Annotated in this window: 14 protein-coding genes; 4 read left to right on the top strand and 10 right to left on the bottom strand. The window is 53.2% G+C overall.

Going from position 1 to position 22,955, the window contains the following annotated elements:
* Positions 1-87 precede the first annotated feature (87 nt).
* From gcvT to asnS, 5 genes are all read right to left on the bottom strand, one after another.
* Complete coding sequence (gene gcvT, locus IEY39_RS19015) at positions 88-1,173, bottom strand: glycine cleavage system aminomethyltransferase GcvT (protein WP_188934524.1); 1,086 nt, start codon at positions 1,171-1,173, stop codon at positions 88-90.
* 133 nt (positions 1,174-1,306) lie between these two features.
* On the bottom strand, positions 1,307-3,517 hold the full coding sequence (locus IEY39_RS19010) for a PspC domain-containing protein (protein WP_188934522.1): 2,211 nt from the start codon (positions 3,515-3,517) through the stop codon (positions 1,307-1,309).
* 51 nt (positions 3,518-3,568) lie between these two features.
* Complete coding sequence (locus IEY39_RS19005; protein WP_188934519.1) at positions 3,569-3,901, bottom strand: PadR family transcriptional regulator; 333 nt, start codon at positions 3,899-3,901, stop codon at positions 3,569-3,571.
* Positions 3,902-4,182: 281 nt separating this feature from the next.
* The gene (locus IEY39_RS19000; RefSeq protein ID WP_188934517.1) at positions 4,183-5,127 is read right to left on the bottom strand and encodes an isopenicillin N synthase family dioxygenase; all 945 of its coding nucleotides are present in this window, start codon (positions 5,125-5,127) and stop codon (positions 4,183-4,185) included.
* A gap of 97 nt (positions 5,128-5,224) precedes the next feature.
* Entirely contained in the window at positions 5,225-6,664 is a 1,440-nt protein-coding gene (asnS, locus tag IEY39_RS18995; RefSeq protein ID WP_188934515.1) for an asparagine--tRNA ligase, read from the bottom strand.
* A 264-nt stretch (positions 6,665-6,928) separates the two neighbouring features.
* On the opposite strand from asnS, the gene rho reads away from it, so the two are divergent.
* Complete coding sequence (gene rho, locus IEY39_RS18990; protein ID WP_188934513.1) at positions 6,929-8,710, top strand: transcription termination factor Rho; 1,782 nt, start codon at positions 6,929-6,931, stop codon at positions 8,708-8,710.
* A gap of 9 nt (positions 8,711-8,719) precedes the next feature.
* Here rho and IEY39_RS18985 read toward each other — a convergent pair whose 3' ends face one another.
* Genes IEY39_RS18985 through IEY39_RS18975 form a run of 3 tightly spaced genes read right to left on the bottom strand, consistent with a single transcriptional unit; the run spans position 8,720 to position 11,105 of the window.
* Positions 8,720-8,953 (bottom strand): 4a-hydroxytetrahydrobiopterin dehydratase, encoded by a 234-nt coding sequence (locus IEY39_RS18985; RefSeq protein WP_188934511.1) that lies wholly within the window; start codon positions 8,951-8,953, stop codon positions 8,720-8,722.
* Between the two features lie 2 nt (positions 8,954-8,955).
* Positions 8,956-9,390, bottom strand: a complete 435-nt coding sequence (locus IEY39_RS18980; RefSeq protein WP_188934509.1) for an IPExxxVDY family protein — start codon at positions 9,388-9,390, stop codon at positions 8,956-8,958.
* A 53-nt stretch (positions 9,391-9,443) separates the two neighbouring features.
* Positions 9,444-11,105 carry a M20/M25/M40 family metallo-hydrolase gene (locus IEY39_RS18975; RefSeq protein ID WP_188934507.1) on the bottom strand — a complete coding sequence of 554 codons (1,662 nt, stop codon included), beginning with the start codon at positions 11,103-11,105 and terminating at the stop codon, positions 9,444-9,446.
* Positions 11,106-11,284: 179 nt separating this feature from the next.
* Here IEY39_RS18975 and IEY39_RS18970 point away from each other — a divergent pair, with 179 nt between their 5' ends.
* The gene (locus tag IEY39_RS18970; protein ID WP_188934505.1) at positions 11,285-15,040 is read left to right on the top strand and encodes a DEAD/DEAH box helicase; all 3,756 of its coding nucleotides are present in this window, start codon (positions 11,285-11,287) and stop codon (positions 15,038-15,040) included.
* A gap of 215 nt (positions 15,041-15,255) precedes the next feature.
* Entirely contained in the window at positions 15,256-18,195 is a 2,940-nt protein-coding gene (locus IEY39_RS18965; protein WP_188934503.1) for an outer membrane beta-barrel protein, read from the top strand.
* Between the two features lie 66 nt (positions 18,196-18,261).
* Here the strand turns inward: IEY39_RS18965 and IEY39_RS18960 are convergent, their stop codons facing one another.
* Positions 18,262-18,426, bottom strand: a complete 165-nt coding sequence (locus IEY39_RS18960) for a hypothetical protein (RefSeq protein ID WP_188934501.1) — start codon at positions 18,424-18,426, stop codon at positions 18,262-18,264.
* Positions 18,427-18,566: 140 nt separating this feature from the next.
* Between IEY39_RS18960 and IEY39_RS18955 the strand changes: the two genes are divergently transcribed.
* Positions 18,567-19,145 carry a hypothetical protein gene (locus IEY39_RS18955; protein WP_188934499.1) on the top strand — a complete coding sequence of 193 codons (579 nt, stop codon included), beginning with the start codon at positions 18,567-18,569 and terminating at the stop codon, positions 19,143-19,145.
* Here IEY39_RS18955 and IEY39_RS18950 read toward each other — a convergent pair.
* A complete protein-coding gene (locus IEY39_RS18950) occupies positions 19,121-22,912 on the bottom strand; it encodes a response regulator (RefSeq protein ID WP_188934497.1) in 3,792 nt (1,263 codons plus the stop codon). The two genes, IEY39_RS18955 and IEY39_RS18950, sit on opposite strands and share 25 nt — an antisense overlap.
* Between the last annotated feature and the right edge of the window lie 43 nt (positions 22,913-22,955).

The following is a 22,955-nucleotide window of genomic DNA, read 5'->3' as shown; positions in this document are numbered from 1 at the left end:
ATAAGACGTTGGATAAAGATATTGGACAATGTCCTTTAAACAAGAAAAAATCATTCCAAAACCGATGTGGCCGCCCGGGTGTGGACATTAACTAAAGGGAAACTTTACAACCCTGGCTTGCAACAGCTTGTCCCGTACTTTGATATAAATTTTTGTATCCAGGCGGGCAAGGTCCGTCCGGACATACCCCATCCCAATAGCCTTCCCGAGGGAGGGACTTTGGGTGCCGGAGGTGACCCTGCCGATGGTCGTCCCGGTAGCGTCCTTGATCTCATAGTCGTGGCGGGGGATACCCTTTTCCAGCATTTCGAAACCGACCAGCCGTTGTTCCGGTCCGGCCGTTTTTTGCTTTTCCAGGATAGGTCTGGCGGTGAAATCTTTTGTGAACTTCGTTATCCAGCCCAAACCGGCCTCCAGGGGACTGGTCGTATCGTCGATGTCGTTGCCGTAGAGGCAGTAGCCCATTTCCAGACGTAAGGTGTCCCTGGCGCCGAGGCCGATCGGCTTCAGGCCCTGGGGAGCACCCACTTCAAAGATCTTGTTCCAGATGGTCTCCGCGGCTCCGTCCTTGTCCTCGAAATAGATCTCGATGCCGCCGGCCCCGGTATAGCCGGTTGCGCTGATAAGAACATTGTCCACCCCCGCGAATTTTCCCTTGGCAAAGGTGTAATACGGGAGGTTGAGAATATCGATATCGGTGAGGGGCTGCATGATCCGGGTGGCATTGGGCCCCTGGATAGCCAGTAGCCCGGTTTTGTCGGAAATATTGTGCAGCTCGGCATGCATTGTATTATGGGCGGCGATCCAGTTCCAGTCCTTTTCGATGTTGGCGGCATTCACCACCAGCATATAAGCCTTGTTCTCTTCCAGGCAATAGACGATGAGGTCGTCCACGATGCCGCCTTTTTCGTTGGTGAGGGAGCTATACTGGGCCTTGCCCTTTGTGAGCTTTGCCGCGTCGTTGGTGGTCACCCGCTGGATCAGATCGAGGGCATGTTCTCCTTTTACGATGAATTCGCCCATATGGCTCACATCGAAAATGCCGGCATTGGTGCGGACGGCCGCATGTTCGTCATTGATGCCGCTATAACTGATAGGCATATTATAGCCTGCAAATTCCGCCATCTTGGCTCCGAGTGCGATGTGCTTCTGCGTAAAAGGGGTATGCTTCATGTGTGACTTTTTTTATATGGCGCGGCAAAGGTATGGTTTTCGCACCAATGCCCCAGCCCGAAGCCAAAAACAGAAGCCCCACGGCAGACGCCGCGAGGCTATGTTCCAACTTCAACCAACGAAGATTTTTATGCTAAACGATACTTAGCGGGGACAGCAGACCTATATTGTCCTCGTCCGTCCGGGTCGTCATCGTCGTGTGTTTCATTGCCGGGCTATCGGCCTTTTTTGCAGGGGCTTCGGGACCCTTGTAGCGATAGCCGCCATTGTTATCCTTTCCGGGCTGTTCCGGCTTTTCGGGTTGTTCCTTCTTTTCAGGCCGCTCGGGTTTTTCGGGCCGCTCCTTATATTCAGGCTGATCGTCGTCAACCGAATTACTCTTGTGATCGGTGCGGACTAGACCGTTGGCGGTCATCATGTATTCGACATTGGTGCTGTAGGAATAGGTGTCGTTGTCATTGATGTCTTCGTCCCAGTCGACATTCCAGTCACTGCCGTCATCCCAGTGGATGTGCCGGCGGCCGGGATGGATATTGAACCAGCGATAGTCGTCCACGCTGCTGCTCACCAGGATACGTTTGCCCAGGGGCACCGCAATCTCTACTCTCACCTGCTGATTGCGGAATTTATCGTCGCGGGTGATGGTGAAGCCCTGCGGCAGGTTGAGGACGCTATCGGCCTGCTGTATAGGGAACCGGATATCATCAGCCAGCCGGCGGGCCTTGCTCGCACTGCTGCCGCGGCTGATCTTGATCAGGTTGACATGATAGGCCGAATCATCGCTTTTCAGCAGTTTTATCCTCACCGTCGTCAGCAGCACGCTGTCCTCGCCGAGGATATAGAAGGGACTGTTGCGACCCCAATCGGTATCGAACCACCAGTCCGTATCTTCATACCGGTTTACAGGTTTTATCGTGCGGATCACCAGCTTCCCATGCCTTGGTTGATCGAGGGATATCGGCTGCTCCATATGTTGCCGGCTCCGGAAATTGTTCATGATCATACCGCCGAGGATGATGATCGAGATGAGCCCGAGGACCCAAAGGGTACCGAACGTATAGCCCAGATAATGGCTGCGACTGCGGGTACCGGAGATGCGGCGGATCAGCCAGGTGAGCAGGGCGATCACCGGGATCACCAGGAAGCCGAAGAACCCGGTCCAGGCCAGGAAGTTCTGCCAGAACCCTTCCAGCACATAGCCTTTCAGGTGCAGGATACCATCACCGCGGAAGGCCACGCCTATCAGCGCCATGATGAGGGCGAAGGCGATGATGCCGGCGATGAACAGGAAGAAGGCTTTGAAGAGGACGCCGATGGCGTGCCCGAAGCCGGTGCCGGTTTTGCGAATGGTCGGACCTGCTTCAGTGGCCCAGGCTTGTGTGCTTTGCCTGACCTGGCTGCCCACCTGTTGAAAGCGCTCCTGCATCTCGGCGCCCATTTCCTTGGCGCGGCCCTTGAAGCCCTCCAGGTCGCTTTTAATGGTGTTCTTTATAGACTCCAGGTCGACCTTCTCCCCCCGCATTTCCAGTTTTTCCGATGCGGACGTAGCCTCGGGGAGGACGATCCATAATACGATATAGGTGATAAAGAGGGTTCCGCCGAATCCACCGGTGAAGAATTCCGGGCTGTCCCAATTCCACCACCAGATATGACGCACGATCGAGGCGAGAATGCTGAGGATGAGGGGCAGGGCGAAGATGAGCCGTGGGATCCAGACGTCGATGTGGAAGTAGGCGGCCAGACCACTGGCTACACCGCCGATGACGCGGTCGTCGGGATTGCGGTAAAGCCGTTTGCGGGCATTCACCGGCAGTTCGCGGGTTGGCAGGATGATCCAGAGGATGATATAAAGCAGTACACCACTCCCCCAGCCCAGCGTCATCAGGACAAAGATGATCCGGACGATGGCCGGGTCGAGACGGAGGTAGTTGGCCAGCCCCGCACAGACACCCCCTAAGATTTTGTCGTTTCCGGCGCGGTAAAGCCGTCGAGGCTCACCCCCCGCAAACTGGAAATTGGGTTGGGGTCCCGACTGTTGCTGGCTTCCGGCGCCACCGGCTGCGGCGGCCGCGCCAGTGCCTTCGCCTTCGAACTCTTCAGGACGGCCCATGCTGGCGATGATGGCGTTGACATCGGCATCGGTGATGCAGGCGGCGCCTTTTTTCAAGGTTTCAGAGAAAAGCTCGGCAAACCGGTTCTCGATATCGCTGACGATCTCCTCCCTGCCTTCCTCATGTGCGAAGTACCTGCGCAGACTGTCGATATACTGCTGCAGGATCTCATAGGCGGTCTCTTCGATAGGGATCACCCGGCTATGAAAGTTTATGTTTATGATCTTTTTCATGTTAGTGTATTTGGAGGTTGAATGGAATGGTCAATCCAAGGGATTTGTGATCTAATACTTATGATTGGTAAGGGTGTGGACCGCATTGGCCAATTCTGTCCAGGTGGCTTCCAGCTCACCGTAGAAGGCCTCCCCTTTTGGCGTAAGGGAGAAGTATTTGCGTGGAGGACCGGAGTTGCTTTCTACCCACCGATAGGTTAACATGTCCGCATTTTTTAGCCGGGTCAACAGAGGGTAAAGGGTGCCTTCCAGGATATTCAGGTTCGCGGCTTTCATTTCTTCCACGATATCCGAGGGGTATGCTTCACCGCGTCTGATTACGGAGAGAATGCAAAACTCCAGGATTCCTTTGCGCATCTGGCTCTGGGTGTTCTCAATATTCATAACGCTGAATTTTTACAACTCAAAGATATGTCCTTTTTTAGTACTATGCAACACACAGTACCTTTTTAAACTCAGAAACCGTTCAAGAAAGGTACGGGAAATGTCTTGATAGACAGGATATTATAAGCGAAATACGTGCTCAAAAAAATTTTTTGAGGATGGGACAAATGGCTCAAAAGGCGTGATGGGTGGTAATCTCCGCCAGCGGGCGAAACAACAGGTTTGGGCAAGGCTTCCGGCTGGAGCAGCGGAAGCTGGCCGGGCATCAGTCCGGGGCGGGCTTACTTCTTCAATCCGATCTCGCGCAGGCGCTCATCGAGGTATTCGCCGGCGGTGGCGTCGGGATAGGCCTTTGGATGGCTGGCATCGATGCAGCTGGGGAGACAGGCCAGACTCATACTGCTTTTGGGATGGAGGAAGAAAGGAATAGAAAATCGCGGACTGCCCCAATGCTCCCGGGCCGGGTTCACTACGCGGTGGGTGGTAGATTTGAGCTTGTTATTGGTCAGCCGTTGCAGCATATCCCCCACGTTCACAACAATTTGGTCGGGCAGGGAGGTCACCGGCACCCATTCGTTGCGTTTGGAAAGGATCTCCAGACCGTCAGCCGATGCACCAACGAGCAGGGTGATGAGGTTGATGTCCTCATGCTGTTCTGCCCGGATGGCCGACTTTGGCTCCTCTTTTATCGGCGGATAGTGGATAGCCCGCAGGATAGAGTTGCCATTATGAATATAGGCGTCGAAGTATTTCTCATCGAGACCCAGGTAGAGCGCTATTGCCCGCAGCAGGTGGGTGCCCGAAGTCTCGAAGCCCCGGTAGGCGCTTACGAAGAGGCGGTTGAAATCGGGCAGTTCGGCAACCTGCACATTATCGGGGTACTCAGCCTTGATGGGGTCATTATCTTCCACCGTCTGGCCAAATTGGAAGAATTCTTTCAGGTCGGGCGCCGTGCTGCCCTTGGCATGTTCTTTCCCGAAGGAGGTATAACCGCGCTGACCGGCAAGCCCGGCGATCTCGTATTCCTTTTTTACATCCAGCGGCAGGGAGAAAAAGGCCTTGGTATTGCTGTAGAGACCCGCCACCGTCGCATCGGGGATGCCGTGGTTCTTCACTGCGACAAAGCCTACTTCTTCGTATGCTTTTCCGAGAGCATCCACGAAGGCAGCTTTTTGTTGGGGTGTACCTGAAGTGAATTCGGCGAGGTCTACTACGGGGATGGCCATGGTGTTCTTTTTTAGCGGACGTTAAAGATACCAAAAAAATAATTAGAGGTTTGCAGGAGCCGCGCTATTTTCCCCATCAGCGCGGCTCCTGCATATACTAAAACTCCGCGGTTTTCGGTGCCCTGGGAAAGGCGATCACATCCCGGATATTGGTCATGCCGGTAACGAAAAGCATCATACGCTCGAACCCGAGTCCAAACCCGGCATGAGGGACGCTTCCAAAACGCCGGGTGTCGAGATACCACCACATCTCCTCAACGGGGATATGCATCTCGCGCATCCTTTGCTCCAATTTCCCGAGGCGCTCTTCACGCTGCGAGCCACCGACCAGCTCCCCGATGCCCGGTACAAGGATGTCCATGGCGGCCACTGTTTTTCCATCCTCGTTCTGGCGCATATAGAAGGCTTTTATAGCGGCGGGATAACCGGTGACGATGACGGGCTTCGAAAAATGTTTTTCCACCAGGTATCGCTCGTGTTCGCTTTGCATGTCGATACCCCATTTCACGTCGTATTGGAATTTCTTTTTTTTGTAAGCCGGCGACTGCAGGAGAATATCGATGGCCTCGGTATAGGTGATGCGTTCGAATTTGTTGTTCACTACAAACTCCAGCTTTTCGATGAGCCCCATTTCGCTCCGCTCTGCCTGCGGTTTTTGCTTTTCTTCATCCGCGAGGCGTTGTGCGAGGAAATCGAGGTCTTCGCGGTTGTTCGCCATGACATACCGGATGAGGTATTGAATGAATTCCTCTGCAAGGTTCATGTTGTCTTCGAGATCGTAAAAGGCCATTTCCGGCTCGATCATCCAGAACTCCGCCAGGTGGCGGGCCGTATTGGAGTTCTCTGCCCGGAAGGTGGGTCCGAAAGTATAGATCTCGCTGAGGGCCATCGCGCCGAGCTCTCCTTCCAGTTGTCCGCTGACGGTGAGGTTGGTGGCGCGGCCAAAGAAGTCTTCGCTGAAGTCGATGGAGCCGTCTTCCTTGCGGGGCGGATTATCGAATGGCAGGGTGCTCACCTTGAACATTTCTCCGGCGCCTTCCGCGTCCGAAGCCGTGATGATGGGCGTATGGAGATAGAAGAATCCTTTTTCGTTGAAGAATTTGTGGATGGCGAAGGAAAGGGCATGTCGCACCCGAAAGACTGCGCTAAAAGTTTGCGTTCTGAAACGCAGGTGGGCGATCTCCCGCAGGTATTCCAGGCTGGGCCTGTTCTTCAGCTGAAGCGGATAAGTATCGGGATTACATTCTCCCAAAATGATGATCTCTGCCGCCTTTACTTCCACGGATTGGCCTTTGCCAAGCGAAGCGACTAGTTGTCCCGTGACTTTCAACGAAGCCCCCGGAGTTATTTTTTTTAACAATTCTTCATCAAAAACACCCAACTCTGCCACTACCTGGATGTTATTATTCGTAGAACCGTCATTGAGGGCGATGAATTGGTTGTTGCGAAAACTCCTCACCCATCCCATGACGGTTACATTCTGGTTTTCCGGCGTTGTGGAAAGCAGCTCTTTTACTTTCACTCTTGTGTTAAACATGGCGCAAATATAGTATGTGCGCGACTCCGAGCTGCAAAATTTTCAGTCCAAAAATGCCCTGAAATTCAGTTGTTTTTAAAATTTTTTTTTGATTTTCGCATTTTTATGCTAAAATTGCAGTGGAATTAAGCTGATTAGTTTCCTTTCCAATGCTCACAGCTTATCAGTTTTAACTCTTCCTGTTCACAATTAATCAATTCATTTCAAACATTTTCAGCAAGACAGTCTCTGTTTGAGAATGCTGTTCAACTCTCAAGTTTTTTTATGTACGATATCCTCCAATTGAACGACATGCTCGTTCCAGAACTCCTCGACATTGCGGAGCAGCTAAAGATCACTGGCGCCAAGAAGCTGGACAAGCAGGAGCTCGTTTACAAAATCCTCGATAAACAAGCGGTTGCGGCCAGTGAAGGAAAGGTCGACGCCGCCGATGACAAACCCAAACGCAAACGCATTATAAAGACTACCACCGCCAACAGCACTGAAGAAGCCATCGTTGAAAGCGGAGAAGATAAACCGAAAAAAGTAGAAGCAAAGAAAGACGGCGCGCGCAAGAAAGAAGAAAAGCCGATGATGAAGAAAACGGCGCGTAAGAAAGAGGAAGAACCTCAGGAAATGGCTGCACCCGCCGCGCCCGCAAAGGCGCCCGTGGTCAAGGCCCAGCCTGCCGCTCATCCTCATGGCCGTCGTGAAGAGCCTGCCCACCATCCCCGGCGTGAAGAGCGTAGGGAAGAAGCCATGCATCATCCCCGGCGTGAAGAACACCGCGAAGAGCCGGCCCAGGAAAACGCTGAATCGCAACCCGACCAGGACGACACTTTATTGCCGGACGAGCAGGATACCGAGACGATGCTCGGTGAGAATCGCGGCGGTGATTCACTGGCCGGAAGAGCCTACCCGCAGCGCCGTAACGAAGCCTTCAACATCGAATTCGATGGCGTCATCTCCGCCGAAGGCGTGCTCGAAATGATGCCTGATGGCTACGGCTTCCTGCGCAGCAGCGACTACAACTATCTTTCTTCTCCCGATGACATCTATGTAAGCCCTTCCCAGATAAAGCTTTTCGGCCTGAAGACCGGTGACACTGTCCTTGGCAGCGTCCGGCCGCCGAAAGAAGGAGAAAAATACTTTGCCTTGTTGAAGGTGGAAACGATCAACAACAAGGGGCCCGAAGAAGTGCGCGACCGCGTCCCCTTCGATTATCTGACACCGCTGTTTCCTTTTGAAAAGCTGAATCTCTTTACGACGCCAAGCGACTATTCCACCCGCATCATCGATCTTTTCACCCCCATCGGAAAGGGCCAGCGCGGACTCATCGTCGCCCAGCCCAAGACGGGTAAGACCATGCTGCTGAAAGCCGTGGCAAACGCCGTCGCCGCCAACCACCCCGAATGCTATCTCATGATCGTTCTCGTTGACGAACGTCCCGAGGAAGTCACCGATATGGAACGGAGCGTAAAGGCCGAGGTCATCGCCTCCACGTTTGACGAACCGGCTGAAAAACACGTGAAAGTCTCTACCATCGCCCTCCAAAAGGCAAAACGCCTGGTAGAATGCGGTCATGATGTGATCATCCTGCTGGACTCCATCACCCGTCTCGCCCGTGCGCATAATACCGTTGCCCCGGCATCCGGCAAAGTATTGTCAGGTGGCGTGGAAGCAAACGCCATGCAAAAGCCCAAACAATTCTTCGGCGCCGCCCGCAAGATCGAGAACGGCGGCTCGCTTACCATCCTGGCCACCGCCCTCATCGACACCGGCTCGAAAATGGACGAAGTCATCTTCGAAGAGTTTAAGGGTACGGGTAATATGGAATTGCAGCTCGAACGGCGCCTCTCCAACCGCCGCATCTATCCCGCCATCGACCTGGTCGCCTCTTCTACCCGGCGCGACGACCTGTTGCTGGAAAGGGACGTGCTGCAACGGATGAACCTGTTGCGCGTCTATCTCAACGATATGAACGCGGAAGAAGCCATGAATGAATTGCTGAAACGGATGCGCGGCACCAAGAGCAATGAGGAGTTCCTGGCGAGCATGAATGGGTAAAGGTTGCTGTCACATCAACAACCGATCGATCTTTTCCGCTAGTTTCCGGTCCTTTTCCGTGACGATATCCCCCGCACTATGCGTGGACAAACTGATCTCTACCGTATTGTAGACGTTTGTCCAGTTGGGATGATGGTCCATCTTTTCCGCTTCGAGCGCGACGCGCGTCATGAAAGCAAAGGCATGCGAAAAATCCTTGAACTGGAATTTCCGGTAGAGCGTGTTGTTTTTTTCTTCCCACATGGCTAAAAGATTAAGTGTCCTTTATTCTTTATCTTATCGTGCGCAAGCTCCATCACCAGCTGCACTCCCGGCACGGTGCGGATACAACCCATTAATTGCGCGAGCTTCTCGTCGGTCACCACATCACCCTTCAGCAACCACAGAAAATCTAAATGCTTGAACTCCGGCAGCAGGTATTCGCCGTCGAATTGGTTATTGTACAGGAAATGTTCCTGGGAGATGCCCTTCTCCCGGTATTCATAGACACCAAAAAAATACCTTCGGTTCTTCTTGCTGAGCTGGATCTCGATGTCATTGTTTTTGCGGAAGTCGAAACGCAGCCGGTTATTCAGCTGCCAGCAGAACTGATAGTCCTTTATCGGCGCTACGATGCCCAGCAGCCGGGTGTCCTCGAAGAACTCCCCTGTCATATCCTCAACGTTCAACTTTAGCTTCATATCGCTTGCTTTTTGCCGGACCACCGAACTTCGTCGGGCCGAAGCCTAAAACATCAGAACTGCACAGGCGACTCATGCGTCTCAGCGCCACGTTTGAACCGCACTGTTGTCGTATCTCCTTTTTTAAACTTTCCCAGCGCCTCCATATAATTCTCCAGCGTAGTAACGGGATAGCTGCCCAACTGCACGATGACATCACCCGGCTTCATACCCGCTTTCTCCGCCGGCCGGCCCTCGCTGACCCCATCGGCTCTCACCCCGCTACCGCTGAAAGAATAATCCGGCAAAATACCCAGGGTCACGCTGAAATGCGGAATATTGCCCGGCAAGGTCTCCCTCGTTTTGGTGAAGGCAAACCGCCCCCGCGTATTGGCGGCCGCTATGAAGTCGTATATGAATTTTACCACCTCCAATTCACCGGTATAATTGATCTTGTCAGAAACGTCGCTGGGCTTATGATAATCGCTATGGACACCCGTAAAGAAGAACAGTACGGGGATATCCTTTAGATAAAAAGAAGTGTGATCGCTGGGACCAGTGCCGCTGCTGTCCAGGTGAAGGGCGAACTCCTTTTTATCTTTCAACGTGTTGCAAATTTCTCCCCATGCCGGCGAAGTACCAAAACCACCCAGGGTCAGCGCATGAGAGCTGTCATTCAACCGCCCGATCATATCCAGGTTGATCATATAATTCACCTTTTTCACATCGACAGGCGAGTGCTCCACCAGGTATTTGGACCCGAATAACCCCTGCTCTTCTCCCGAAAAGGCTACAAAGAGATAGTTGTTGGCTTTTAGCTTCGAGCCAGCCAGCATCCGCGCCAGTTCGATCATCCCGGCTACTCCACTGGCATTGTCGTCGGCGCCATTATACGTGACGCTGTCCTTCCCCTGATAAATCGTGTTGCCGTCCTCTCCATGACCCAGGTGGTCGTAATGCGCTCCGATCACTACGGTGGCAGGGGCGCCATTGTTCAAAAAACCAACCACATTATGACCCGTCCGTTTTTTTTCAGAAAAAGCGACCTTAACCCTGATATCCACGGAGGCGGATTCGTCCTTCAGGTATTTTCGTTTGGCCTCCCGGGTGATATAGACCACCGGGATGGCGATAGGTTCCGGCTTTTCATGCGGGTTAAAAGCAAGGTTGTCTGCAATATGGGAAGAGTTGTACAGCAGGAGGGCCGTAGCGCCTTTTTTCGCGCAAGCCTCTGCCTTGGTGCGGATGGCCTCGGCGAGATCGAAATGCGGATTGCCGGCTGCTCCTTCCAACATTTCCCGGAGATCGAGAAACCAGGGTACGCCACTCTCCTGCAGGGCGATGGCCGGGGATCCGGTAACAGTGGCTACGGCGCTGAAACTCAATGGGAAATACTCCTTTTCCAACAAGAGCGGCCGATCGTTGACCACCAGATAGGCATCCCGGCTAACGTCCCGGCCCTGGTCGATGGGAAAGGTCTGTAACCAGCCATTATTTTCCCCTTTGGGCTGCACCCCAGCCTGGGACAATGCACTGGCGATATAATCACTTGCCGCCTTTTCCCCCGGAGTCCCTGTCCGCCTGCCTTCCAACCGGGGGTCGGCAAGATAATGGATATGAGCTTCCAGATTGGTCAGCGTGGTCTTATCGGTCTTTTTGAGCTTTTGTGCGGAAGAGGAGAGGGTCAGCCAGGAAAGGATAAGGATAGGTGTTAAAAATTTAATACGGGAGATCATATAAGCCGGTTTAACATAACGATCTGTGGTACAACGTAAATCTGGGTTGTGGGCCTTCCAAAGGTAAGATGGATTTATTTTCTACACTCACCTTTTTTCCTTTAGTTTTGCAGATTGGCCTTTCCGCAACGGCCCGGAAACTGCACCGGCCGCGGAAAAGGGATTTGTTAAAAAAGCATATGGCGTTACCGCACCTTATTAAGTATGTCTACACCAATGGCACCGATGAAGTAATTCGACGGGGAAAAAAGATCCACGCTATTGGTTATGTTGAACTGATCGAATACGACGAATTATTCGAGTCTGTCACATTCCGGGTAAAGGACGACAGCTATACAACGTATTACAAAGTGTACGTACAGAAGTTCAAGGATGCAAAAACCCTTTCCATCCGCTGTAGCTGTCCGTACAACCTTGGTGATATCTGCCGTCACGAGGCCGGCGCTCTTATTCAACTGCAAGAGCTGCTGGACAGGAATATGTTGAAGGCCGAAGAAGTACAGTACGATCAGCGTCACACGGTTGTGAAAATGAAATTCATCGACCTGAAGAGCATTCGCCTGCTTTGCAGCCCGCAGACCCTGCAGGAGGCTGAAAAATACCTGCGGACCCAGCGGGCTCAGATAGAATATGCAAAAGATGAAGTAGTAAAGGCTTCCGTCGAGATCGACGGCCAGGTTTACCAGGTCGTCCTCCGGAAGAATGAAGAACGTAATTTCGACACCAGCAGCGACTACCCCGATATTGTCCATCCCCTTTCCCTTCCAAAGGTGATCGTCTTCCTGCAGTTGCTGCATGTCCATGGCGCCTATTATTTCGATAGCATCCGCAACTGGGATAAGGAAAAGAATAAATTGCTCGAAGCCTATGGCTATTCCCTGTCCGACGATCTCAAAGGGAAATTCGAGTTTACCTATAAGGATGGAAAGCCTTTTCTGCGGGTGCTGGACACTACGATAAAACGCGTTGCACCAGTTGCCAGTAGCCGGCCCCGGCCCGTAGAAGCCGAAGCGCCCGTTGCGCTGCTATCCGAAGAAGAAAAGGCGACCATCAATGCCCAACGGATTGGCGTGGTGTTCAATTTCAACCAGGAGAACTTTCCCGGATTTATCCTGGATGCGGTGGCAGGGGAAAGCAATGAAGAACAGACCGCCTATACCGGAAAGGTCGAAAGGGTCGATCTCTCCAAGTTTATCAATAGCGACCCCTTCATCGAATTCGACCGTCAGCTCATCCCCTCCCTGCGTAAGATGCAGGGTCCGGAGATCAATAAATACCTCAACCGCAATTCACCATTCAGCGGCATCTGGGAAAATATCATCCATCATGAAGAGGACGATCTCCCGGAAGAGACCAAAAAACTGATGGTGGAATACCTCCATCCCAAACTCAAGAAATTATTCGTGGAGCTAACCGCCAGTCCCTTTGTCTTTTATCTCAACGGGCATAAGGCTTTCAAGACGATCAACCTCCAGCCGGTGGGGCTCTCGGCAGATGCGGTGACCCCCTTCTTCCATGTCGCCGCCCGGGAAGACGGCTACGAGCTCAGCTGTTTTGTAAAGATCAACGGGCAAGCGGTAGACCTTTCGCGCAACGAATGCCATAGCCCCCTGGTCTTTTTCTACAATAATAACATCTACCTGTGGAACAGACCGGAAGACATCCCCCTGGTGGAGAAATTCAGCGGTCGCGACAGCCGTATCTTCAACAAGGAAGAATGGCCCCAACAGCTGCGGGATTTTGTTCTGCCGCTGACAAAGGATTATCAGGTGGATTTCGACAACGGGCTCATCCGGGAAGTAAAGGATGGCGACCCCGAACGGAAATTACTACTGCAGGAAAAAGGGGATTACCTGGTGTTCCAGCCCCTCTATTCTTATAAAGGATATGAGACCCGGCCCGGCGGCAAGGACGAGATCGTCGTTCCCGATGGCGACCAGGTGCTTATCGTCCATCGTAACCGGGAGGCCGAGTGGCAGTTCTTCCGTAAGCTGGAATCCCTTCATTCCCAATTCATCCATCCCGAAGGCTCGCATAGCCTGGCCCTGAAAGGCGCGGATGTGCTCAAGAACAACTGGTTCTTCCTCTTCGTAGACGCCATGGAAGAGATGAAGATTCCGGTGTATGGATTTGAAGCCCTGAAGAATTTCCGATTCAACACGGCCAAACCCCAGACCAAGATCCATATCAGCAGTAATACCGATTGGTTCGATGCACGCGTGGACATTGTGTTCGGCGACCAGAAGGTGACCATCGCCGACGTGAAGAAAGCGCTTGGCAACCGTCAACAGTTCGTTCCCCTGCATGATGGCACTCTCGGGGTGCTGCCGGAAGAATGGATCAAGAAATACTCTCTTCTTTTCCGGGTCGGCGAAGGAAAGAGCAACCAGCTGCGGTTGTCGAAATACCACATGAGTGTCATCGACGAGCTGTATGAGAACCGCAACGAAGAAGAGCTGATCATCCGGCTGGAAGAGAAATACGAGCAGCTGCGGGAATTCAACCGCATCCGGGAGATACCGGTGCCCGCTCACCTGGAACCTATCCTGCGTCCCTACCAGATGCATGGATTCCATTGGCTCAACTATCTCCACGAAGTCAACTGGGGCGGTATCCTTGCCGATGACATGGGTCTCGGTAAGACTGTCCAGGCCCTGTCCTTCCTGCATCATTACCGGGATGAACACGGCAAGCTGCTCGCGCTGGTCGTCTGTCCCACAACCCTGATGTTCAACTGGGAGAATGAGATCAGGAAATTCTCTCCGGCGCTTACCTATCATATTCATCATGGCGGCGACCGGACACGCAGCAAGGACGTTCTTTCCCAGTACAATATCATCATCACCACCTATGGCACGCTGCGCAGCGATATCAAGCTGCTGCTGGAATTGAACTTCGATTATACCGTACTGGATGAATCGCAGGCTATCAAGAATCCCGGCAGCAAGGTCACCAAGGCCGCTTGTCTGCTGCAGGCCCGCCACCGGCTTTGCATGAGCGGTACCCCCTTGCAAAACAACACCTTTGATATTTTCGCCCAGATGAACTTCCTCAACCCGGGAATGCTGGGAAGCCTGGAGTTCTTCCGCCAGGAATTTGCCGTGCCCATCGACAAATTCGGCGAACAAGACCGCAAGGAACATCTCCGGAAACTGCTATATCCCTTCATTCTCCGGCGGACAAAGGAACAGGTGGCGAAAGACCTGCCCGAAAAGACGGAAACCATCCTTTTCTGTGAGATGGAAGACGAACAGCGGAAGGTGTATGAGGCCTATCGCAACGACTACAGGGATAAGATCCTCGGTACGATAGAAACGCAGGGTATCCAGCGGAGCCAGCTTACTATTCTCCAAGGTTTGATGAAGCTGCGCCAGATATGCGACTCACCTGCTATTCTCAACGAAACCGACAAATATCCCAATCACTCCATAAAGCTCGACGAACTCGCCAGGGAAATAACGGAGAACATCGGGGATCACAAGGCCCTGATCTTTTCCCAGTTCCTGGGGATGCTTGCCCTCATCCGGGAAAGACTGAAAGAGCTGGATGTCAAATTCGAATATTTTGACGGAAGTACTACTGCCCAGGAGAGGGAACGGGCCATCCAAAGCTTCCAGAACGATGATTCCTGCCGGGTCTTCCTCATATCCCTGAAAGCGGGGGGCGTGGGTCTCAACCTGACGGCGGCCGATTATGTCTATATCGTTGACCCCTGGTGGAACCCCGCCGTGGAACAACAGGCTATCGACCGGACTCACCGTATCGGGCAGACCAAGAACATCTTCGCCTACCGGATGATCTGTAAGGATACCATCGAGGATAAGATCCTGCAATTACAGGAGAAGAAGCGCATCCTGGCAAAGGATCTCATCGCCGATGACGACGGGTTCGTAAAGAGCCTTACGCGCGCCGACGTGGAGTATTTATTCTCCTAAAGCCGGCCGCCGCCAGGCGGTCCGGAGCAACGCCGGCCGAAGGCCAATCATTAGCCGGTCGGCGCAAACCCATTCGCCGATTTTGGGCGCGCCTCTGGCGCTCAGTTGACCCTACCGGCATCTCTTTTTGCCACTGGTACCGGGAGCCGTATGCCCTCCCCCGGAGGATAGTTATTTTAGGGGACTATTTGTTGATGGAAATCAATTGACCGGCTATGAAAAAATTTGCCCTTTTCTTATTGACAGGCGCCTTTTTCCTTGCAACTCCCTCATTCTCACAATCCAATATCCGTGGCACGGTAAAGGGAGTCCTGATGGACACGACGGATGGCAAACAGCCGCTGGTCAACGCCACCATTTCGGTGACTCCGCTGGCCGGCGACTCTACGGACGCGGAATATACGGTCTCCGGGAAGGGCGGCGCCTTCCAGATGAAAGGCCTCCGGGCAGGTCAGTATCGCCTGCTTATCACCTATGAAGGCTATCAGCACATCGCAAAGCGATTCTCCATCTCCGATACCTCGTCCGTCGTCGATTTTTCCACCCTGTATATGCGACACGCCGATAAGATGCTGGCCGAAGTGATCATCCAACGGCCCCCGATGGGGATCAAAAAAGACACGGTGGAATATAACGCGGGCTCGTTTGCCGTAAAACCAAATGCGGTGGCAGAAGACCTCCTGAAGAAACTGCCGGGCGTGACGGTCGACAACAGCGGAAATATCACGGCCCATGGCGAGACCGTACAGCGTGTCCTTGTCGACGGCAAACGGTTCTTTAGCGACGACCCCAAATTAGCGACCCGCAACCTGCCCCCCGATATCATCGACAAGATACAGGTGTTCGACGACCTCAGCGATCAGAGCAAGTTCACCGGGTTTGACGATGGCAATCGCGTCAAGACCATCAACATCGTCACCAAGAAGAACAGCCGCCATGGCTATTTTGGAAGAGTGGCCGGCGGCGGCGGAACCAATCAGGATTATGACGAAAACATAAATATGCACCGGTTTGACGGCAACCAGCAGGTTTCTGTTCTTGGCCAGGGCAATGATATCAACAAACAGAACTTTTCTCCCCAGGATATTTTTGGTGGGGGTGGCGGCGGTGGTCGCAGGGGCGGTGGCGGCGGTTTTGGCGCTGCTACGAGCCCGCAGTCCACGGGGGTGACTACCGTATGGGCAGGGGGCGCTAACTACCGGAACACCTTCGGAACCAATCCCAACCATTCGACGGACCTTTACGGCAGCTATTTTTACAATTTCCAGCACACCTCCGTGCAACAGACCGACAGCTCCATCTCGCCGGTGCACACGAACTATCCCAGCGACTCCGCCTTTGTTTCCAACGGCAATTCCAACAATATCTCCCGGATCCAGAGCCACCGGGTCTATCTCAACCTCGAAAGCCGGTTTGACAGTAACAACTCCCTTATTTTCCGGCCCAATGTCACTTTCCAGAAAAGCACTCCGAGCGGCTCGTCGTTCAACGAAGAGACAGACAACCACCTCACCCCGATAAACAGTTCGAATGGCCATACTTCCAGCACTAATTCGGGGTTCCAGATCAACGGCACGAACCTGCAATTGCGCCACCGGTTCGCCAAACCGTACCGGACGATCTCCCTGGATGTCAATGCAACGGCCAATATCAATAACGGCTATGGGTACAATTATTCGATCAACAATATTTACCGGCGGAATATCACCGACACTCTCAACCAGTTCTATCTCGATTCCCTGCATTCCTGGACGGTGACCCCTTCCCTGTCGTATACCGAGCCACTAAGCAAGAGCCAGATCCTCCAGTTCAACTATACCCATGTCTATACTCGAAGCACGACCATCAACGACACCTATGACTTCGTGGATTCCGTGAAAGCCTATAACCGCTTCGACAACCTGTTCAGCAACTCCTATAGGTTCACGCAGAATTCCGACCAGGTGGGCCTGTACTGGCGGATACAACATGCGAAGTACAACTTTTCGGCAGGATCGGGCGTCCAATGGACCAAATTCGACAGCTACAATACCACGAAAGGCATACCCGTAGATCACGGCTATACCAACTATACCCCAACGGTAAATTTCAACTACCAGTTTTCCAATACGTCGCATTTACGCATGAATTACGCGGGAAGGACGGGCACACCCAGCGCGTCCCAACTGCAGCCCCTGACGACCACTTCGGACAGCATCAGCTTCCAGATCGGCAACCCCGCGTTGAAACCGCAGTTTACGCATTCTTTGCGCATCCTTTACGCCAATTTCAACCCCGGCACCCAGCGGGTCATTTTTGCCACGGTGAATGCGAGCACCATCGTCAACGATATCCAGTCGGCGGTGTACCGCAATGCTCTTGGCGGCCAGAACACCAAATATGTGAACCTGGACGGGACATATAATGTCAGCGGCTTCTTCAACTATGGCTTTCCGCTGAAGCATCCCAAGTCGAACCTGAATTTCATGACCAATATCACGTATGCGCAGAGCCAGAGCCTGCTGGCGCAGGATTCCCTTTCGGCTGCAGCGGGTAGATATGCGCATGAATATACCCGGAATACCGGGCTGAACGAGACCATCAGGTGGACGACGAATATTAAGAAGAACTTTGACATGAACTTCAGCTCCACCACGGGCTATACCATCAATAAGAACCCGGGGGCGCAACAGTCCACCAGTGATACCGCCAAGGCGGGGAATGTCAGCAGCAGCACCAATCTCAATACCTTTACGGAAACCCTTTCGACAGAATTTACGGCCTATACCAACAGCGGCTGGCTCATCGCGGCAACTTTCGACTACACATATGCCTATACGGCTTCCAACACCTATACGGCACATATTCCCCTGCTGACACCCAGCATTGCCAAACAATTGTTCAAGAAGAAGAATGGGGAGATCAGGCTGACGGTATTCGATGTGCTGAATAAGAATACGTCGGTATCTAAGTCAGTGGGCACCTTTGGCGCAGTCACCTACAACCGTACCAATGTGCTGAGCCGCTATGCCATGCTTACTTTCACCTGGAATCTCAACAATTTTGCAGGACAGAATCAGCGGCGGATGCCGGGATTCTTCCCCGGACGGTTCCGGGGCGATGGCGGCGGCGGTGGCGGCTTCCGCGATGGTGGCGGCAATTTCCCGATAAACTAGTGGCGGAGCGATATTGGCGGCTTGTTTCCAGCACCTCATAAGCCGTGGCGGCCTGGTATCGGCGGATTAATGGCGCCGGCGATACAAAAGACCACCTCCTACCGGGGACTGACCCTGGAGGATGATCGAAAGAAGCGTTCCGAAAAAGCGGGAAGGTTTGGAAGACGAGCGATAGACGTCCTTATAGATGCGGGCTTTACGAACATCGTAGTGCAAATAATCTTTCTTCATCTTGATATTGGATTACGTGAATTACGGGATTTTAACGCCGGACAAAAGGGTTTATTGTACAAAATTGTGTTAAAAGGGCGAAGGGGTTTTACTATTGCACACCGCCCGGAAGCGCCGTATATTGCGGAAAATCCTTACTTATGAGAAGCGCAATACTTGCCTTAGTGCCGGTGATGCTCTCAGCCACTACCCTATCCGCCCAAGGAGTCTTCTCCAACAAGACCCAAACCGTCCTGGAAGAGGTTATCCGGGATTATCCCAATCACTTTAGCGATATTAAAGGGGAATTGATAGGGCAGGCGTCACAAACCTCCTGCTATAAGTCTACCCTGGAATTGCCGGGGGCTTCCTCGACCACGATCACGCTTGTCGCGGCATCAGGAACCCAGGGCTCCGGCTGGACATGCAATGTGCTCCGCACGGCAGATTTTGACCAGGCCAAGGCCCGGTTTTCCGAGATCTATAACCAGCTGAGCAACAGCATCATCTCCGCCGCGGGACAGAGAACCTTCATCCTCAGTGGTCAATACGAAACACCCACTCCGGATAAAAAGGAAAATGAGGTCGTTCTCACCCTGCTGCCCGGTGTCGGGGATATGAAAAGGCTCCGCGTAGAGCTGACGCTACGAGAAGATGCACAGGACTACATCGTCACCATCAGTGTAAACGACGGCGATCTGCGCGACCAGCAGGCTCAATTGGCGGTAAACGGCAGATAGTGCCGCAAAACCTCATCTATCTCTTCCAGCCGGAAGGGCTTGGAGATGTATTTGTTCATCCCGGCTTCGAGACATTTTTCCCGGTCACCCTTCATAGCATCTGCCGTGAGGGCGATGATGGGCAGCCGGCACCAGGGCTCGGGCATCCCCCTGATCTTCCGGGTGGTGGTGTAACCGTCCATCTCGGGCATATTGACATCCATAAAGATCATCGCCGGATCGCAGTGCGGCAGTCTTTCCAGCGCTTCCTTCCCGTTGCTCACCTGGATCACCTCAAAGCCCATCCGCCGTAAAACCTCGGAGATCAGCAACATATTGATCGGGTCGTCATCGGCGACCATGATGCTCGTTTGCTCTGCGATCTTCTCCACGCCGTTGCCCGGCAGCTGGAAGTGCTGGCCGTCTTGTTGGAGGTTCTTCTCGAACAGCGACAGCAGGGCGCCATATAGCTCGTGCACCTTCACCGGCTTGGAGAGGAATTTGTTGATGCCGGCCTTGGCCGCTTCGTGCTGGTAGATATTCTTCTCCAGCGAGGACAGCATTAAAATATAAGGATGGCTGTTACCGGGGTATAGTCTTTTCAGTTCCTTCACCAGGGCGATGCCATCCATGCCGGGCATCAAATGGTCGGTGATCACCAGGCTGAACGGGTCTTTCTTTTGTTTTGCGGTCTTCATCCGGGCAAGGGCCTCTTCGGCGCCGGTGGCAATCTCGGCGGCGATGTGGAAGTAGTTGAATATCTCCTTTATCAGCTGCAGATTGGTTTTGTTGTCGTCGATGATCAGCACCTTTTTTAACAGCGCTTCTTGCGGCCGCAGGACTTCAGGCTGTTCGTTAGCCACCTCCAGTACAAGGTGGAGGGTGAAGGTGCTACCCTTCACCGGTTCGCTTTCCACCGTGAGATAGCCACCCATCAGCTCTGCAAGACTCCTGGAGATGGTGAGCCCAAGTCCTGTCCCGCCATATTTCCGGGTCGTGGAAGTGTCTGCCTGAGTAAAGCTTTCGAATATCTTTTGGAGCTTCTCCTTGCGGATGCCGATGCCCGTGTCTTTTACGTCGATGGCCAGCCGGATAAAGGATTTGTTATCCGACTGGTAGACATCGCCGGATTTCCGGATAGTAACGAGGATCTCCCCGGCCGCGGTAAATTTGATGGCGTTGCCAAGCAGGTTCACCACGATCTGCCGGATCCGGACGGGGTCGCCGAGAAACTGCGAGGGTATCGCAGGGTCTACCCGGTACAGCATCTCCAGTTTTTTCTCAAAGGCCTTCAGGGTAAGCATGTCGATCGTCTCTTCGATCAGCTCATCCAACTTGAATGTAGTATGATCGATGAGCAGCTTTCCGGCCTCTATCTTCGAGAAGTCAAGGATGTCGTTGATGATCTCCAGCAGGCCGTAGGCCGATCGCTTTACGTTTTGCAGGTAGTCGCGCTGCGCCTTTTGCAGTTCGGTTGTCAGCACCAGGTCGGTGAAGCCGATGATGCCATTCATCGGGGTCCGCAGCTCGTGGCTCATATTGGCCATGAATTCGCTCTTGGCCCGGCTGGCGGATTCGGCCAGCTCCTTGGCCTGTACCAGCTCTACCTCTATCTGTTTCCGTTCGATCGCGGCAGCCAGCGAAGAGGCATAAGACTGCAGGATCGCGAATTCAGCTTCGAACCATTCCCGCTCTTCTTTTATTTCGTCAAAACCGACCCACCCCCAGAATGTACCGTCCTTCAGGAAGATGGGCAGGGCTACGCTGGATAACACCCCGGCGGTTTCGAGGATATACTGCAATTGTGGATCCTCTTCCTTGCTCTTATAACAGACGAAAGGCATTCGCTCCCGCAGCGGTTCGATGATCTTGGCCACCTTTTCGAGGGGGATATTATGCATCAACGGGTGGGCCTGCCGGTTGTCTTCGGGTCTTTCGGTCCATTCATGTGTTTCTGTGGTCTGGAATTGTCCCTTTTCGTCAACACCGTTCTGGAAAAGATAAACCCTGTCGACCATGGCCGTACTCCCCAATACCGAGATGGACTCCGTGATGGCCTGATTCAGATCGGTATTGAGCAGCAGGGAATGAGTCGCCTGTGCGACGGCCTGCAGCAAAAAGTCCTTCTTCTTCAGCTTTTCCTGTGCGATCTTCTGGCCGGTGATATTACGCGAGGTACAGATGAGCTTTACCAATTGGTCTTCATCGATGATAGGCTTGACGATACTTTCCAGCCAGATATAGACTCCATCCTTGCGGAGGATGCGATAGCGGACGGTGATGCTGCTCTCCGCCTGGCTGGTCCCGGCGAATTGCGGCAGCTGGTCTGCGGGGAGAAACTTATGCCGGTCGTCGGGGTGGACATAGTGTTCGATCGCCCTGCCGATGATGTCGTCTACTTCATACCCCAACACCGTCGTCACGGAGGGCGAGAGATACCAGATGGTGCCGTCGATGGCATGGACGCTGATGATATCTTCTGAATTCTCGGCCAGGAGCCGGAATTTCTGTTCGCTGTTGAGCAGCGCGTTCTCCGCCTCTTTCTGAGACGTTATGTCCTGGGCGATGCCAAACTCCATCTGTTCATCTACCACTTTCCCTTTCACAGAAATATACCGCATCCAGCCCTGTTTGGTGATGATGCGGCAGGAGAAAGAGGTCTCATACCCTGTAGTCTCTTTATGCTGGATGGCCCGGGCAAATTCTTCCGCCACCAGGTTGAAGTCTTCCGGAACGATATAGAGGTGAAGAAAGGTGTCCATGGGAATCTTGTCGGGATCTTCCTCGTCCATGGCGAGCAGGGCCTTGAACTCCTTGCTGAGAAAGAACTCGCTGGTGATAAAGTCGAGCTTCCACGAGCCCATCCGGGCGTAGGTCATCGCGTAGGACAGCGTGCGGATGGCTTCTTCTTTCACCTGCTCCGTTTGCAGCTTCTCCGAAACATTGGACCCGATGCCCTGGATCTCGTTGACCTCTCCGGCCTCGTCGGTGAGCGCGAGGAATTCCCATTCCGTCCAGAGAAAATCGCGTGTGCGCCCTATCGGTTTGCGGATCAGCAGCCGGAAGACCTTTCCCGGGTTGTTCCAGCAATCGTTTGCCACTTGTTGGCAGCGTGCCATGTCCTTGGGGAAGATGGTCATATAAAAAAGCACCTGCTGTATCTCCTGTTCGCTATAGCCGAAGGTTTTCAGAAAAGCGGGGTTGGCATAGGTGAACTGGCCTGCCCGGTTGATGCGGATGACATAGTTGGTCTGGGATTGCAGGATAGAAGCAAGAAACTTCTTTTCATTCAACAGGGCATTCCTCGCCTGCTGCAGCTCTTTATAGTTGGTCGCTCCTTTTTTAAAAGCGGGCTCCAGCACAAGGAGGGCAAGCCCGGCGATGGCTACGATGAGGGAGATGAGCTTGCCGGTGTCAATGGTGGCCACCTCGCCATTCTTTTCCGTCACCAGGTCGGAATAGTGCTGGTTGATCTCGCCCAGCAGCTCATTGTAGTGCTGTTGGTTGTACAGCATGTTGCGGAGATAGAGCCTCTTATTCATCGCAAGCAGCGTGGAGTCCGCCTGCTCCATCTCCTGCCCGATGGCGTTGATAGACTCGAAAAATGTCTGGGAAGTTGAGAGGAGTAATTTGATCTGGAATATCTGTTGCGGCACCGGCGAAGGGGCCGACCCGGCCTGCTTTTGCAGATCGAGCTGGTTTTGCCGGAAACGGACCATGAGTTCGGCAAGCGAGTCATGAAGGATATCCGCTTGCCCCGGGTCGGGATTGTTCAATAAAAGAATCACCTCCCGGGCAATGTGTTGACTCAGAGCTTGTTGGTGACCCGAT

The organism is Puia dinghuensis (assembly GCF_014642875.1).
In the GTDB taxonomy this organism is placed as follows: domain Bacteria; phylum Bacteroidota; class Bacteroidia; order Chitinophagales; family Chitinophagaceae; genus Puia; species Puia dinghuensis.
The sequence above is the reverse complement of the archived record's forward strand: the minus strand, read 5'-3'. Positions and strand labels throughout refer to the sequence as shown.

Bases quoted from the DNA above. Each gene is read 5' to 3' on its own strand.
- IEY39_RS19000 (WP_188934517.1), bottom strand. From the start codon at position 5,127: ATGGCCATCCCCGTAGTAGACCTCGCCGAATTCACTTCAGGTACACCC.
- IEY39_RS18965 (WP_188934503.1), top strand. From the start codon at position 15,256: ATGAAAAAATTTGCCCTTTTCTTATTGACAGGCGCCTTTTTCCTTGCA.
- asnS (WP_188934515.1), bottom strand. From the start codon at position 6,664: ATGTTTAACACAAGAGTGAAAGTAAAAGAGCTGCTTTCCACAACGCCG.
- IEY39_RS19005 (WP_188934519.1), bottom strand. From the start codon at position 3,901: ATGAATATTGAGAACACCCAGAGCCAGATGCGCAAAGGAATCCTGGAG.
- IEY39_RS18980 (WP_188934509.1), bottom strand. From the start codon at position 9,390: ATGAAGCTAAAGTTGAACGTTGAGGATATGACAGGGGAGTTCTTCGAG.
- IEY39_RS18975 (WP_188934507.1), bottom strand. From the start codon at position 11,105: ATGATCTCCCGTATTAAATTTTTAACACCTATCCTTATCCTTTCCTGG.
- IEY39_RS18955 (WP_188934499.1), top strand. From the start codon at position 18,567: ATGAGAAGCGCAATACTTGCCTTAGTGCCGGTGATGCTCTCAGCCACT.
- rho (WP_188934513.1), top strand. From the start codon at position 6,929: ATGTACGATATCCTCCAATTGAACGACATGCTCGTTCCAGAACTCCTC.
- IEY39_RS18970 (WP_188934505.1), top strand. From the start codon at position 11,285: ATGGCGTTACCGCACCTTATTAAGTATGTCTACACCAATGGCACCGAT.
- IEY39_RS18985 (WP_188934511.1), bottom strand. From the start codon at position 8,953: ATGTGGGAAGAAAAAAACAACACGCTCTACCGGAAATTCCAGTTCAAG.
- IEY39_RS19010 (WP_188934522.1), bottom strand. From the start codon at position 3,517: ATGAAAAAGATCATAAACATAAACTTTCATAGCCGGGTGATCCCTATC.
- IEY39_RS18960 (WP_188934501.1), bottom strand. From the start codon at position 18,426: ATGAAGAAAGATTATTTGCACTACGATGTTCGTAAAGCCCGCATCTAT.
- gcvT (WP_188934524.1), bottom strand. From the start codon at position 1,173: ATGAAGCATACCCCTTTTACGCAGAAGCACATCGCACTCGGAGCCAAG.